We start from the raw sequence: 14,753 nt of genomic DNA on the forward strand, positions 1-14,753 counted from the left end.
CATGCCCCGCGTTCCTCCCCGAGCACGGGGCATTTCTGGGTTAAAGTGGATTCCATCACACGTACTCTTTGGGGTACGCCTGACTGCCTTAATAACAATGCATTAGCCATTGATGTCCGTCCTACAAACCGCCAGGGCTTATGCTTCGGCTTCAATCTAATAACTGTTATGAGGTATCGATCGAATCCGTCGACAAGCAAAAGGAGCGCCCTCAATGCGCGAGCTCTTCCTCGCAAAAAGCGACTCAACCACTACTTCTTTGGTCATGCAGACTGAGGAAGGCGAAGAGTTCTTCCTCGCAGTAACGGATGACCTCCGCGAGATTCTGCACGCTCCACAGCCCGAAGAAGATTCCTGGGGCAGCATTTCCAGCCTTCCTTCCTCCTCTTCCGTAGCCGCAGAGTCGCATCCCGACGACACCGCGGATACCGCTGAGACCGAGTCCGCGGATTCTGCTGATGCAGACTCCACTGCAGGAAGCGCAGCTGGTTCTTCCGATTCCCAGCCTGCTGTTGACATGGGTCGCCCGTCGCTTTCCGCGGCTTCGTCGCACACTTCTGGCGGCTCCTTTCGCGACCACAACGAGTCGCGTCCGCACGCAATTAGCCTACGCCCCGCAGAGATTCAGACCCGTATCCGCGCTGGTGCCTCCGCAGCCGAGATCGCTGAGGAAATCGGCGCTCCGGAATCCCGCATCGAGCCTTTTGCACACCCAGTCCTATTGGAGCGCGCACGCATCGCCGAGATTGCCAAGCAGGCTCACCCAGTCCGCGAAGATGGCCCAGCCAAGCTCACTTTGTGGGAGATTCTGGCCACCGCCTTCGCAGCCCGGGGCCACTCCCTTTCTGAAGCTACTTGGGATGCCTACCGCCACCAGGGCGAACCCTGGGTAGTTCGCATCACCTGGAAAGCTGGCCTGTCTGAGAACGAGGCAGAGTGGACCTTCAAGCAGACTATGTCTTCCCCTGCCACAGTTGAGGCACGCAACTCTGTCGCCGCAGATCTCACCGACCCGGACTTCGTACAGCCGGTTCGCTCCCTGACGTCCGTGGGACGCGGCGAGCGCTACGACAAGGCGATTGACGGCGACACCCCAATCGGAGTCACCAACATCACCAACATCACCGACTTCACCGCGCCGACCGTAGTCCCCACCGCATCTGCACCTGACCTAGATTCAGCAGCCGACGCAGACGAAGACGCAGCTTCCGAGATCACGCACGACGACATCCCGGCAGTACCGGATAGCAACAAGGACGCTGGCACCACCGCTGGTTCCGATGCCGATACCAACGCTTCCCATAGCACCGCAAAGTCCGGCGATGCCGATGCCGCTGACGAGGATTTCCTACAGAACCCATCAGCCGAGCCCAAGCCAAAGAGCCGTCGCCGCCGCGCTGTGACGCCGCGTTGGGAGGACGTCCTGCTGGGAGTGCGTTCCAACACCAAGCGCCCGCGCGAGTAAGCCGCACGGGAATCGAGTGCCTAAACATCAGCGCTAGGAGTTAAGCGAGTAATTTGTCGTGAACTATAAACCTGTTCTCACTCTCTGGTACGTCACCGCGGAAGACCCTGCCGCAATCTTGCGCACCGAACCCAAAGCTGACCGCGGCTTTGGGCGAAAGTTCTTGGCACAGCTCAACCCCAAGCTGCCCGTGACCCCCATCGGCCAGTTCCCGCTAAACCGCTCTGCCCAAGCTGGCGATAGCGAGTATTACATCGGCGGATACCCTGGCGTGACTGTGGTGCAGACCGTAATCGAAGAGGACCAGCTGGTGCTCTCCCAGCTTCCGGACAGCCTCCTCAACGCGGTACCTGCCCTGGAAATCTATGCCTTCGCTACTCAAGAAGGCACCGGCTACGCCGGCTTCGCCCACTGGACCGCCGGCAGCCTAAAGCGCTGCCTGTGCGGCACTCGCTTCAACGTCATGGAAGATACGGGCCTACCCGAGCCTTTCGAGGCGCCGTACTGGGCTGGCGAGAAATACGAGCCCGTGGGCGGCATCTCCTTGCCATTTGAGCCACGCGGCATCATGGAGGCAGCGCAGTCTTATTGGCTCGGCATCGACGTCAACACCGATGGCCCTGACCTAGACGTGGTGGGCTATGCCACCGACGGGCGCCCAGAACCCAAAGTAGCCAAGCCGCAACACAAGCGCAGCCTTGGCGACCTAGCATCGGCTTCCGTGTCGAAGCTTGGGTTCAATGACTACGACGATTACGAAGACCACGACCTCGAGCCGGAATCCACCGGAGAGGAGATCCTCAAGACTGCCAAGCGTTTGGGTCGCCTCGTGAGCGACTACGTCCGTCAGACCTCGAAGTCGATTCGGGAACGCTGGCGTTCGTAGAATGCAATGGCCGCAGAGGTGGCCACATTCAAGGAATCGGTTCCAGGGGCCATCGGTATGCGGGCACGCACATCGGTGGCCTTCATTGCATGTTCGGTAAGGCCCGGGCCCTCCGCACCGACCAAGAGAGCCACCTTCTCAGCGCCGTGCAGCGCCTGCGCCAGGTGCACCGCCTCCGGGTGAGGGGTCAGCGAAACAAGGCGAAAATTGGCGTCTCGAAGCACCTGCAAGGATCGCTGCCACGTGGTGTAGCCGCCATCCAGGTGAGCAAAGGGGAGACGCAGAACATGCCCCATGGACACGCGCACGGAACGGCGGTACAGCGGGTCCGCAGCGCCCGATCCTAAGAGCACGGCGTCGACGTCCATTCCCGCCGCGTTGCGGAAGATGGCACCGATATTCTCGTGGTCTCCCACCCCTTCGAGCACCGCCACTGTCTTCGCAGTGCGCAGGATTTCCTCCAGAGTCGGCTCCGCCGCACGGTCAGCTGCCGCTACCAAGCCACGGTGCATGTCAAAGCCCGCCACCTGTGCGAGCGTCTCTCTAGTCACCTCGTACATAGGGCAGCCTGGATCACCGTACTCCTCGACGTAAGAGTCGAGCTTGGAACCAAACCCTACGATGCAGCGCAGAGGGAAACGAGACTCCGCGAGACGGGAGACCACGAGGTGACCCTCGGCAATGACGAGACCCTCGCCTGACTTGTCCGACTTATTCAAGTCGCGGACGTCGTCAAGACGAGGGTCTAAAGGGTCAGAAATTACTTCACGCATGCACGCTAGCTTAGCGCGTTAGTAATTGGAGTCATTCCGAAGTAGACAACAAAGAGCGCGGCAACCAGCCACATAATCCAGTGCACTTGCTTTGCCTTACCGACAAAAGCGGACATCAAAGCGAAGGCGATGAAGCCTACACCGATGCCGTTAGCGATGGAGTAGGTAAACGGCATGACCACGATGGTCAGGAATGCCGGGATGGCGACCTCCATCTTGGTCCACTCGATGTCTTTGAGCTGGCTGGCCATCATCACACCGACGATGACCAGAACCGGGGCGGCAGCCTCGATTGGGACGATCTCGTAGAGCGGGGTCAGGAACATGGCAAGCAAGAAGATGACGCCCGTGGTGATGTTGGCAAGACCGGTCTTGGCACCATCGCCGATGCCCGCTGCGGAGTCGGCAAAGACTGTGTTCGAGGAAACCGAACCCAAACCACCGGCAACTGCACCGGCACCCTCCACGACCAGCGCGGTGCGCATGTCCGGAAGATTATCGTTCTCGTCGACCAAACCAGCCTGCTTGCCCAGACCGTTCATGGTGCCCATGGCGTCGAAGAAGTTGGTCAGCAACAGGGTAAAGATAAGCAACACAGTCGCCACAACGCCCAGCTTGGTAAAGGCCCCCACCAGGCTGACCTCACCAACGATGGATAGGTCTGGTGCGCCGCCCAAGGAGCCGGGCATCTCAGGCGTTGCCATGCCCCAATCCTCAGAACCAAAAATAGCCTGCAGAATCATGGCGATGATGGTGGTGATCACGATGCCCAAGAACAGTCCTCCGCGGACCTTGCGGATAACCATGAAGGCACAGATGATAAGACCTACTACGAAGACAAATGCAGGCCAGGTAGCAATCGAGCCGTTAATGCCCAAGCCCACCGGAACGGTGGTGTGCGCTGCGTCAGGAACACGGGTGACAAAGCCACCGTCCACAAAGCCGATGATGGCGATGAACATGCCGATACCCACGCCCATGGCAGCCTTCATCGAAGCCGGGATGGCATCGAAGACAGCCTGGCGGAAGCCGGAGATGGCCAGCAAGACGATGATGATACCCTCGATGACCACGAGGCCCATGGCTTCTTTCCACTCCAGGCCCTTGGTAGAGACCATGGTGACGGCCACGAAGGTGTTCATGCCCAAGCCCGCAGCCATGGCGAACGGGTAGCGAGCGATGGCACCAAAAGCGATGGTCATGATACCCGCGATCAGCGCGGTAGCTGCGGCCACTTGTGGGACGCCGAGCGTGTGTCCGGCGGAGTCCGGTGCGGTGCCCAGAATCAGCGGGTTGAGGAGGATGATGTAGGCCATCGCGAAGAAGGAGACCACGCCAGCGCGGATCTCAGTCCCCACGGTGGAACCGCGTTCAGAGATTTTGAAATATCGATCGAGAGCTGCGTTCATCGCTTAAGAGAGCCCCTTTACCTAGTGCCAGGAGGATTTAATTTTACTGGCCTAGTCTTACCTTTAGAGCTAAAGAAAGCAAACCATGAATGCGCTAGTAAATAGGTCTTTCGTCATCGAAAGCAATTTCCGTGACGGATCCCTCTTCCCGAACTTTCGTTTCTGAGTGCGCACCACATCCATAGGTGGCGTGCACCACACGGCCATCGGCAGAGTATTCATTGGCACACACGCCAAAATTCGGCATCAATTCGAGATAAAACGCGCACGTTTTACACTGCAGCGGAGCCTGCGAAGCCATTTCCGTATTAGGGCCAAAGGCTCCGGTGCGCCACCTATTCTTAGCGCGCTCCAGGCCCGCAGCGGAGAGCTTTCCATCAGCTAGGCGGTCGTCGTCAAGCGCGGGCGGCATGAGGTCACCCGGCCCTAGGTCGCCTGGCCGCACGCGGTCGGTGTAAGGAACCCATTCCGGCGCCTGCAGCGCCTGTTGTCCAGGCACCAGCGCAACCTCATTGACCGTGACAAATCGAGATCCCTCTGCACACGCCACGACGGCCTGCCACTCCCACCCTGGGTAGCCGGGCACGTCAGCCTCGAAGCGGTGGGTAGCAACGTTGCGGCCGACTCCGGCGACGCCACGGTGCTTTCCGACGCCGCCCTCGCCTACCTCGTCCACGGCTGCGCGGGCGATGCGTACTGCCATATCGGTGAGAAGAGGGTTCGTTGGCTGTTTTTGCTTAGACACGCACTACATTATCCACGACATCAGGCACAATAACGTGCATGGGTTCTTTCATTACGTCTTTTTCATCCCGCATTACGGCCCTCGCAGCAGCGCTCGGCACCGTGGGGGCTCTGGCCGCTTGCTCAAACGATGCACCCGCAAACCCCGATGAAGCAACCAGCGCCTCCCCTGCCTCCAGTGAAAAAGGTGAGGAGGCTGGTGAGGCCGTAGAGCACCTCAAGGTCTCCGTGAAAGAACACACCAAGATGATCCCGAACACGTTTACCCAAGGACTCGAAGTCGACCCAGACGGCAACCTCTTGGTGGGCACTGGACTATACGGCCAGTCCCGATTGATGCGTGTGAAACCCGGCGCGGAAGAAGCCACACAAGAGGTTTCGCTGCCCACCGAATACTTTGGTGAAGGCATCGCGCAGACTTCCGATGCCATCTGGCAATTGACCTGGAAGGCCGGTCAGGCGGTCAAGCGCGACCCGGTGACTCTCGAGGAGGTCGGCCGCGCGACCTACGAGGGTGAGGGCTGGGGACTGTGCGCTTTGGGCGCAGACAAGACGCAGCTCATCATGTCCGATGGCTCCTCGCAGCTGCGCCACCTCGATCCGGAGACCTACAAGGAAGTAGCGCCACGCACCGACGTGACCCTGGAAGGCCAGCCGGTGGAGAAGATCAACGAGCTGGAATGCGTGGACGGCAATGTCTACGCCAACGTCTGGATGAGCGAGGATATTCTGCGCATCGACCCACAGTCTGGCGCGGTTACGGCAGTGATTGATGCCTCCGGGCTCAACGAAAATGGCCCCACATCCATCAATGATGTGCTCAACGGAATCGCCCATATACCTGGGACGAATGAGTACTGGATCACCGGCAAGCGGTGGGTTGATCTGTACCGCGTGACGTTCGAGTAGGATTTTTTGCCATGGCAACCCGTAAGGAAGCAAGGAAGAAGTCACTGCTGCAGCTGTTGGCGCTCATCATCGCGGTGGCGGTAATTGTGGTGTCCGTAGTTCTGTTCCAGAACTGGTGGAACAGCCGCCCCGGCCCGGAGCCCAAGGACGTGAAGATTAAGGCCAGCGTGGGCGATCAATCCCTCGAGGTGGCGCCGTACATGGTCTGCGAGATTGGCACGGACTGCCCGGAAGGCGAGACCCCCAACCTCACCGTCGGTGAAAACGACACCCTTCACCTGGAGATCCCCGAAGCGGTCTCAGCAAACGAGTGGCGCATTCTGACTATTTATGACGATCCTGCCGCAAACGATGAGACCATCCACGGTGCTAATGAGACGAGCACTGTCGACGTCCCGGGTTCCGTCGATCCGATTGCCGCTTCCAAGGGCAAGCGCCCACGCCTGATGGTCGTTGAAATCTCTGCACTGATGCTAGGCACCGACGCCAAGGGCGAAGAAGCACCGTTTAGCACGGTGTGGTCCCTGTCCACGATGTCCGATGAAGACCTCGCGGAAGCCACCAAGACCGCTGCTCCCGCTAGCGAGTCCGCCGCTCCTACAAGCAAGCCCACCGCTGCCAACAAGTAGCGCCACATAGCACCCCAGCGCGCATAAGAGTGCGGGCCCTTCCTACCCTCAACTATCTCGTCGAGGGATTTAAGGGAGGGCCCGCACTCCTTGTTACTGACGTCCTTAGTGTTCCTTATGCGCCTAGCTATCGAGGTCCTTGGCAATAGCACGCAGAATCTCTGCGACCTGGCGGCCGGTCTTGCGCTCTGGGTAACGACCCTGCGCCAGCACTGGCTGGACCTGGGTCTCCAGGAGAGTCATAACATCAGAGAGCATGCTGGATAATTCTTCTGGCTTGCGGGAAGGAGTACGGCGACGCGGGGAATCCAGAACCTTGACGCGCAAGGCTTGTGGGCCGCGACGGCCGGCTGCGAAGTCAAACTCGATGCGCTGGCCCTGGACCAGTTCATCAACGCCTTCGGGCAGTACGTTACGACCGACGTAGACGTCCTCATCGCCGGGGTTGCTCACAAAGCCGAAGCCCTTGTCAGCATCAAACCACTTAACTTTGCCGATTGGCACGTGCCCTACTCGCTTTCTTTCTCGGGGGCAATAAAGAGATTTATATTAACCCTTTCGACACAAATTTTGAAGTTGCTGCCACATAAACAACACACGTTACACGGGTGGTCTAATTCACATTTTCGTCGCGACCTGCGAAAATAGAGCGAGATTTCTACACATGCCCGCCATGCCGAGCTGATTACGTGACTATTTCGTTATAAACCGTTACTGTTTGACGCAGGCACTTGGTCGCCAGCGAGGAAGTCTCGCCCCACACACAGTCCGGGCTTACTCGCGGCGGCCGATATTTGTGCACAACGCTTTCAAAACATTTTATTTGCCGGACTGGGCACAACGTGGGCGCGAGAAATCTAGAGAAGAGGAATACTTTCATGGGACGCCACTCCGCTAAGAACAACTCGTTCGCTACCAAGTTCGCAGCTTCCACCGTCGCTTTCGGTGCAGCTGCCGCCATCATGGCACCGACCGCATCCGCAGCGCCGGATTCTGATTGGGACCGCCTCGCAGGTTGCGAGTCCGGCGGTAACTGGGCAATCAACACCGGCAACGGCTACTACGGCGGCCTGCAGTTCTCCGGCCAGACCTGGTCCGCATTCGGTGGCGGCCAGTACGTACCGACCGCAAACCAGGCAACCCGCGAGCAGCAGATCGCAGTTGCGGAGAAGGTCCTCGCATCCCAGGGGTGGGGCGCATGGCCAGCTTGCTCCGCTTCCCTCGGCCTGAACTCCGCTGCTACCCCGCGTAACCTGAACGCAGCTCCGGCACCCGCACCGGCTCCAGTTAAGCAGGCTGCCGCACAGCCATCCGACGAGCTCGCTGTTGACGCTCTCTACGCACTTGTTGAGGACACCGCCGCTAAGTACGGACTGTCCATCCCGGTTGAGTTCGCTAACCAGTACAAGGCAAACCGCCACGACTTCAACGCTTTCTACTCCGCAAACCGCAACTTCATTGACCCGATTGCCCAGCTGGTCGGCAACCTCTAAGAAGTAACACGAAGCGCCAACGCAACGCGTTTCATACAAAGACTCCCTGCCAGTCCTCGTCATTCGAGGTGGCAGGGAGTCTTTTGCGTTTTAGCCTTGTTAGGCACGCGGCTAGTGCTTTATTTAGCGGTTGATGCGGGTGTATGGGTGCACGTAGTTGAGCTTCTCCGCCGGCATCGGCAGGACAAGATCGTCACCGTATGGGCTGGATGCACCAGCGAACGGCGCGTAGATTTCAGTGATTGCGTGCTCGCGATTTTCTTTCTTCGGCCAAGCCGGGGATACGAAGCCATTCTTCTGATTCGACATAGCCCTTATTATTCCAAACCCCGGCGCAAAAAGTAACTCAATTACCCACTAAACTTGTGTGCCACCATGACCCCTCCTCAGCAGCATCCATCAGCCGCGCTCAATTTCCGCACCTGGCTGGCAGATCTTGACCAAACACAGCTCGCCACGTTGCTCGCCCACCGCAGCGATGTTCTGAATCCGCTACCCCCGGGGATTGCCCCGTTGGCCACGCGTTTAACTCTGCGCACCTCCCTCGCGCTCGCGCTGTCGCACTGCGACGCTGCGCTGCTGGCAGCCGCTGAGGACATCGCCGAGCGCGGCGGTGAGCTCGAGGAAGTCGCTGTCACCAAGCCCGCAGCTACGTCCCAGCTGCTCGAGCGGGGTCTTGCCTTCACAACCAGTGCAGACGCCACCAATCCGGATACTGTGGGCCTTGCACCAGGTCTCATGCAGGCCCTTCCCACTGAATGGTCCCTGCTGCACCAAAGCACCACTGCACCCGAGGAAATTGCTGCGCTTCCTGAGGACGAGGCACGCATCCTCCAAACGCTTGTCACTTCCGGCGGAGTGGGCACTACTCGCGACGCCGCACCCAATGCCGACCCCGCGCGGCCCATCCCGCGCCTGCTCGCCAAAGGAATCCTCACGCGTGTGGACTCCCGCACGGTGCGTCTTCCCCGCGCCGCACGCCGTGCCCTCGAGGGCCACACCCCCGAACTCATTCCGCTGGAACCCAGCGGCCGAGCCGGCACGCCAAATCCGAATTCCAAGGCTAACGACGCCGGCACCGCCGCAGGACTCCAAGTTGTTCGCGAACTAGAGCAGCTTATCGATGCCCTCGGCGCGCACCCCATCGAACTCCTCAAGGACAAAACCGTCGGTGTGCGTCCCCAAGCACACCTGGCCAAGGAGTTGTCCATCACCGAGACCGAGTTACGCCGCTTGGTCTGCCTCGGCTTTGCGGCGCGACTGCTGAGCCGCGGTGAGCCCAAAGGTTTGGAAGGAAACTTCCTCGCGCCAACCCAAGGCGCCCGAGAGTGGCTAGACGCCACGCTTGCGGATAAGTGGCGCGTGCTTATCGACGCCTGGCAGCACTCCACCTGGCAGCCCTGGGAGGAGGGCCGACTGCTCGATCCCGAGTCCGCCAAAGACCGCCTCCCCCGCCATCGCGCAACCGCCATGGATATCTACGCGCACTCCGCCACGCCTCTAAGCAAAGAGGAATTCTGGGAGGAGCTGCGTTTCCGCTTCCCGCTGTTTGCCACCCACACCAAGTCCGTCACCATCGACGCCTTGGTCGACGAAGCCGAATGGCTCGGCCTCATCGCGCTCGGACAAGCCACCCAAGCGCTGTTAGACCCAGCAGCCACCCACTCGCTCACGCCTGACACCGTGGATTACTTCATCATCCAAGGCGACCTCACGGTCTTGGTCCCCGGACCGCTCGAGGCCGCCTCCCATCACCGGCTAAGTGATCTAGCGGACCTCGAATCACCGGGGCTGGCCAGCCTGTACCGCATCACGGAGTCAACTCTTCGTCGCGGCCTCGACGTCGGCATGACGGCGGAGGACATCACTGCCTTCTTCGCCGCCCACTCGGAGGTGCCACAAGCCCTCGAGTTCCTCATCAATGATGTCTCCCGCCGACACGGCACGCTGCGCTCCGGCCCCGCACTGGCGTATCTACGCAGCGAGGATCCTGCTTTGCTAGAGATGGCAGTGCGCGTCGTCCCCGAGCTGCGCCTAATCGCTCCCACGGTCGCCATCTCTCAGCTGCGCGTAGGACCTTTGCTAGAAAAGCTACGCGAACGTGGCATGGCGCCTGCCGCCGAGGACGAGAACGGGGCGTCGCTCAGCGTGGCCCTCGAGCCCTACGCCCTGCCCACGCCTGCAGCTCGCAAAGCCGCGAAGCCAAGCGCCGATCCTGTTTCCGTCGCCGCGGCGCTTCTCGCAAGTGGTGAGACAGCACCCGCAGCCGCGGATGAGACCAGCCTGGACATCCTGCATGCCGCGGCCCGTAGCGGCCGCCGGGTCACCATCGTCTATGCGGATAAGAACGGCAACCCAAAGAACAGAACAGTCAAACCTTTGTCCGTGGCAGGCGGCCAGGTGGACGCGGCAGGTTCCGATCGTTCAATGATTCGTTTCCCGCTACACCGCATCACCTCAGTGCACCTTGTCTAAGTTCCCTTCCAAAGTCAGCAAAATATTTTCGAGCCTTAAAGTCAAAAAGTAAGGATCCCGTATGCCAGGCCCACTCATCGTGCAGTCAGATAAGACCGTGCTTCTCGAGGTCGATCACGCGGACGCCGCGGCCGCTCGCATCGCGCTCGCTCCCTTCGCGGAGCTCGAGCGCGCGCCTGAGCACGTGCACACCTACCGCATCACTCCCCTGGCTCTCTGGAACGCCCGCGCGGCCGGCCACGACGCCGAGCAGGTTGTCGACGTCCTCGAGCGTTACTCCCGGTTCCCGGTGCCGCAGGCGCTGCTTATCGACGTCGCGGAGACCATGTCGCGCTACGGCCGCGTGCGTCTCCACGCCCACCCGGCCCACGGCCTCATCCTAGAATCCGAAGAGATCCCCATCCTCGAGGAGCTCTCCCGCCACAAGAAAGTCAGCGCACTACTCGGCGCCCGCATCGACGATCACACTTTTGCCGTACCGCCCTCCGAGCGCGGACGCCTGAAACAAGAACTGCTCAAGGCCAATTGGCCGGTCGAAGATCTCGCGGGCTACGTCGATGGCGAGTCGCACCCGGTCTCCCTCGTGGAGGAAGGCTGGGCGTTGCGCGACTACCAGTCCTACGCCGCAGATTCTTTCTGGTCCGGCGGTTCCGGCGTCGTCGTCCTCCCCTGTGGCGCAGGCAAGACCATCGTGGGCGCGGCCGCCATGGCCAAGGCCCAGGCCACCACGCTCATCCTCGTGACCAACACCGTGGCCGGCCGCCAGTGGCGTGACGAGCTGTTGCGGCGAACATCGCTCACCGAGTCCGAGATCGGCGAGTACTCCGGCGAGAAGAAAGAGATCAAGCCGATTACTATCGCCACCTACCAGGTGGTCACCCGCAAGACCAAGGGCGAATACCGCGCCTTGGAGCTCTTCGACTCCCGTGACTGGGGGCTCATCATCTACGACGAAGTCCACCTGCTGCCTGCCCCGGTGTTCCGCATGACCTCGGACCTCCAGTCCCGCCGTCGCCTCGGGCTCACGGCCACGCTTATCCGCGAGGACGGCATGGAAGGAGACGTCTTCTCGCTCATCGGGCCCAAGCGTTACGACGCCCCGTGGAAGGAGCTGGAGGCCGCCGGCTACATAGCCACCGCAGACTGCATTGAGGTCCGCGTGGACATGGACCCCGAGGAGCGGATGCTCTACGCCACGGCGCAGCCGCGCGAGCGCTACAGAATCGCGGCGTCGTCAAGCGCAAAGCACCGGGCGGTAGACAAGATCCTGGCCCAGCACGCGGGCCAGCAAGCCCTAATCATCGGTGGCTACGTGGATCAGCTCGAGGAGCTGGGCAAGCATCTCAACGCCCCTGTGATTGATGGCAAGACCTCGAACGCCAAGCGCGAGAAACTCTTCCAGCAATTCCGCGAAGGCGAGCTGCAGATCCTTGTGGTATCCAAGGTGGCTAACTTCTCCATCGATCTGCCGGAGGCCGCCCTTGCCATTCAGGTCTCGGGTACCTTTGGCTCCCGACAGGAAGAGGCCCAGCGCCTCGGACGCCTACTACGCCCCAAGGCTGACGGCAAGGAAGCAACGTTCTATACCCTCGTGACCCGCGATTCCATCGATGCGGAATATGCGCTGCACCGTCAACGATTTTTGGCGGAGCAAGGTTACGCATATCGCCTCGTTGACGAAGTAGACTTGTGATTCTTATGAAGATTTTTAGATTCGAGGTCGATGAGACCTACGCCAAGAAGAACAACGAACTCCTCCGCGATTCTTCGCGCCTGCGCAACTCGGGCCTCATCATGGGCCTGCTGCTCATCGTCGGCGCCGTAGCGGTCTACCTCGGTGTCGAGGCTGCCTGGGGCTTTACCGTGGCTTTGGGCCTTGCGCTGTTTGGAATCCTCGTAGCTGTCGTGGGCGTTGCTGCCGCTAGCAAGGTAGGAAGCGCCCAAAAGCTTTATGATTCCTATCCTTTGGCACCGGCTGTGGTGGCTGAGGTTAACGAGCGCGACATGGTGCTCATGGCGCTGGTGAACACCAACGTCGATCCAAAGCTGCCGCCGCGCTGGGGGGCATGCCTGCGCACCGTGACATCGGTGCCGGGTGTCAAGCGCACGGTAGGCACCAAGATTCCAGTCGCCGCCGTCTCTGGTCAGCGCACCAGCAGCGACAAGGACCACTGGCAGCAGATCAGCCCAATGCCTATTGCGTGGGGTACTCCTGATGCTGAGGTAGTCACCATGGCACGCAAGTCCATCCCGGAAGACCAGTGGCAACGCCTTGACCGCGCTCGCAAACGCCTCAACGACGTAAAGGCCACCCGTTACGACCTCTTGGTGCTGTAATGACTGTTCAACGTCTTCAGCAGTTCGGCGAGACTATCTTCGCCACCATGACGCAGCTCGCTGTGGACAATGATGCCGTCAACTTGGGTCAAGGCTTCCCTGACTCCGATGGGCCGGCACGCATGCTGGAGATTGCGCAGGAACAGATCGCCTCGGGCAACAATCAGTACGCACCGTTGCGGGGACGCCCTGAGCTTATCGACGCCCTGGCACACCACTACTGCGTTGCCCGCGACGCCATCGTGGTCACCGCGGGCGCAACGGAGGCCATCACCGCGACCGTGCTGGGACTCGTGGAGCCGGGCCAAGAGGTCATTGTGATGGAGCCTTACTACGATGCATATGCCGCCGCCATTGCGCTTGCCGACGCCACCCGTGTCCCCGTCCCTCTCAAGCCTTCTGGAGGAAGTTGGGACCTCGACGTCGATGCTGTGCGCGCCGCTGTGACGGATAAGACCGCGATGGTGATCGTCAATTCTCCGCATAACCCCACCGGTTCAGTATATAGCCGCGCAGCACTAGAAGGCCTGCGCGATATCTGCGTGGAGCATGACCTGCTCGTGCTTTCCGACGAGGTCTACGAGGACCTCCCCTTCGATGATGCCGAGCACGTTGAGGTACTACGTATTCCCGGTATGGAGACCCGTACCGTGAAGGTTGGTTCTGCTGCCAAATCCTTTAATGCGACTGGGTGGAAGACCGGCTGGGCCATTGCCCACCCAGACCTCCTCGATGGCGTCATCAAGGCAAAGCAGTTCATGACCTTTGTATCCACCACTCCGTTCCAGCCTGCTGTGGCTCACGCATTGGTGGAAGAGCGCGAGTGGTTGAGCAATATGGTCGACGAGCTCGCCGAATGCCGCGGCATTCTTGCGCAAGGTTTAAAGGATGCGGGCTTTAAGCTCCACGCCACCCGCGGCACCTACTACTTGGTAGCTGATATCTCTCACACGGGGATGGACGGGATCGAGTTCTGCAAACAACTCCCGGTAACCAAGGGCATTGCGGCTATTCCGCTCGCGACTTTCACGGACAACCCTGAGCCGTGGCGCTACAAGATACGCTTCGCGTTCTGCAAGCGCCCCGAAGTCATTCGTGAGGCAGTTAAGCGCCTGAACGCTTAATCTTCTCCAAGGCCTTGCCCTTCGCCAGCTCGTCAATCAACTTGTCGAGCTGGCGAATCTTTTGCATCAAAGGGTTTTCAACTTCTTGCACCTTAACACCGCACACGCTGCCGGTAATCAAGAAACGGTCGGGGTTAAGCGCCGGTGCTTCATCAAAGAACTCACGCACGCTTCGCTCTCCCGCCGAGATAATACCCTCTGCATCGTAGCCAGTAAGCCACGAAATAAGCTCATCTACTTCTTCCCTAGTGCGGGACTTCCGCTCCACCTTAGCGATGTAGGCATTATGAATCTCTTTCCACTCCATGCGGAAGATGCGTGGTTCCTTGGGTTGAGTCATAGGAACTACCGTACAGGCAAACAAGCAGAGAACAGGCACGAAGCGGTTCCAACCAGATCGCCTCCATGAATCACACCACCTACATGAACTACACGAACTACAGAGACAGCACTGCCAAACGCTATAGGGAAAACGAAGAGTAGCGCCTGTGCTGTTCCGTTGTTTCGGA

At 60.0% G+C, this 14,753-nt stretch carries 15 protein-coding genes; 9 read left to right on the forward strand and 6 right to left on the reverse strand.

The genetic code is table 11. The features are described 5' to 3' along the window. Positions 1-214: 214 nt before the first annotated feature. Positions 215-1,465 (forward strand): septation protein SepH, encoded by a 1,251-nt coding sequence (gene sepH / locus CHU71_RS09280; protein ID WP_147760879.1) that lies wholly within the window; start codon positions 215-217, stop codon positions 1,463-1,465. 58 nt (positions 1,466-1,523) lie between these two features. Next, positions 1,524-2,351, forward strand: a complete 828-nt coding sequence (locus CHU71_RS09285) for a hypothetical protein (protein ID WP_147760880.1) — start codon at positions 1,524-1,526, stop codon at positions 2,349-2,351. On the opposite strand, the gene CHU71_RS09290 is transcribed toward CHU71_RS09285, so the two are convergent. The 3 genes from CHU71_RS09290 to CHU71_RS09300 all read right to left on the reverse strand — a co-directional run bounded on the left by CHU71_RS09290 (position 2,312) and on the right by CHU71_RS09300 (position 5,236). Continuing rightward, positions 2,312-3,124: an RNA methyltransferase gene (locus CHU71_RS09290; protein WP_147760881.1), complete on the reverse strand. Its 813-nt coding sequence runs from the start codon at positions 3,122-3,124 to the stop codon at positions 2,312-2,314. The two genes, CHU71_RS09285 and CHU71_RS09290, sit on opposite strands and share 40 nt — an antisense overlap. Positions 3,125-3,129: 5 nt before the next feature. Continuing rightward, entirely contained in the window at positions 3,130-4,533 is a 1,404-nt protein-coding gene (locus tag CHU71_RS09295; RefSeq protein WP_147760882.1) for an NCS2 family permease, read from the reverse strand. A gap of 94 nt (positions 4,534-4,627) precedes the next feature. Next, positions 4,628-5,236, reverse strand: coding sequence for a DUF3027 domain-containing protein (locus tag CHU71_RS09300; RefSeq protein WP_147760896.1), 609 nt, complete (start codon positions 5,234-5,236; stop codon positions 4,628-4,630). Between the two features lie 80 nt (positions 5,237-5,316). Here CHU71_RS09300 and CHU71_RS09305 point away from each other — a divergent pair, with 80 nt between their 5' ends. After that, entirely contained in the window at positions 5,317-6,186 is an 870-nt protein-coding gene (locus CHU71_RS09305) for a glutaminyl-peptide cyclotransferase (RefSeq protein ID WP_147760883.1), read from the forward strand. An 11-nt stretch (positions 6,187-6,197) separates the two neighbouring features. After that, positions 6,198-6,815: a DUF2771 domain-containing protein gene (locus CHU71_RS09310; protein ID WP_147760884.1), complete on the forward strand. Its 618-nt coding sequence runs from the start codon at positions 6,198-6,200 to the stop codon at positions 6,813-6,815. Between the two features lie 123 nt (positions 6,816-6,938). Here the strand turns inward: CHU71_RS09310 and CHU71_RS09315 are convergent, their stop codons facing one another. Continuing rightward, on the reverse strand, positions 6,939-7,319 hold the full coding sequence (locus CHU71_RS09315) for a cold-shock protein (RefSeq protein WP_005530281.1): 381 nt from the start codon (positions 7,317-7,319) through the stop codon (positions 6,939-6,941). 374 nt (positions 7,320-7,693) lie between these two features. On the opposite strand from CHU71_RS09315, the gene CHU71_RS09320 reads away from it, so the two are divergent. After that, positions 7,694-8,308: a resuscitation-promoting factor Rpf1 domain-containing protein gene (locus CHU71_RS09320; RefSeq protein ID WP_147760885.1), complete on the forward strand. Its 615-nt coding sequence runs from the start codon at positions 7,694-7,696 to the stop codon at positions 8,306-8,308. A gap of 123 nt (positions 8,309-8,431) precedes the next feature. Here CHU71_RS09320 and CHU71_RS09325 read toward each other — a convergent pair whose 3' ends face one another. After that, positions 8,432-8,617 carry a hypothetical protein gene (locus CHU71_RS09325; RefSeq protein WP_147760886.1) on the reverse strand — a complete coding sequence of 62 codons (186 nt, stop codon included), beginning with the start codon at positions 8,615-8,617 and terminating at the stop codon, positions 8,432-8,434. Positions 8,618-8,683: 66 nt separating this feature from the next. Between CHU71_RS09325 and CHU71_RS09330 the strand changes: the two genes are divergently transcribed. The 4 genes from CHU71_RS09330 (at position 8,684) to CHU71_RS09345 (ending at position 14,244) form a co-directional block, all read left to right on the forward strand. Then, positions 8,684-10,783, forward strand: a complete 2,100-nt coding sequence (locus CHU71_RS09330) for a helicase-associated domain-containing protein (RefSeq protein ID WP_147760887.1) — start codon at positions 8,684-8,686, stop codon at positions 10,781-10,783. Between the two features lie 61 nt (positions 10,784-10,844). Continuing rightward, complete coding sequence (locus tag CHU71_RS09335; protein ID WP_114976056.1) at positions 10,845-12,476, forward strand: DNA repair helicase XPB; 1,632 nt, start codon at positions 10,845-10,847, stop codon at positions 12,474-12,476. Between the two features lie 5 nt (positions 12,477-12,481). Then, complete coding sequence (locus CHU71_RS09340) at positions 12,482-13,120, forward strand: DUF3239 domain-containing protein (RefSeq protein ID WP_046645166.1); 639 nt, start codon at positions 12,482-12,484, stop codon at positions 13,118-13,120. After that, positions 13,120-14,244 (forward strand): aminotransferase class I/II-fold pyridoxal phosphate-dependent enzyme, encoded by a 1,125-nt coding sequence (locus CHU71_RS09345; protein ID WP_147760888.1) that lies wholly within the window; start codon positions 13,120-13,122, stop codon positions 14,242-14,244. Before CHU71_RS09340 ends, CHU71_RS09345 begins: the two co-directional genes overlap by 1 nt. Here the strand turns inward: CHU71_RS09345 and CHU71_RS09350 are convergent. After that, the gene (locus tag CHU71_RS09350) at positions 14,225-14,584 is read right to left on the reverse strand and encodes a DUF2200 domain-containing protein (RefSeq protein ID WP_147760889.1); all 360 of its coding nucleotides are present in this window, start codon (positions 14,582-14,584) and stop codon (positions 14,225-14,227) included. The two genes, CHU71_RS09345 and CHU71_RS09350, sit on opposite strands and share 20 nt — an antisense overlap. Positions 14,585-14,753 lie beyond the last annotated feature (169 nt).

The organism is Corynebacterium sp. LK14, from assembly GCF_008042215.1.
Classification (GTDB): Bacteria; Actinomycetota; Actinomycetes; order Mycobacteriales; family Mycobacteriaceae; genus Corynebacterium; species Corynebacterium striatum.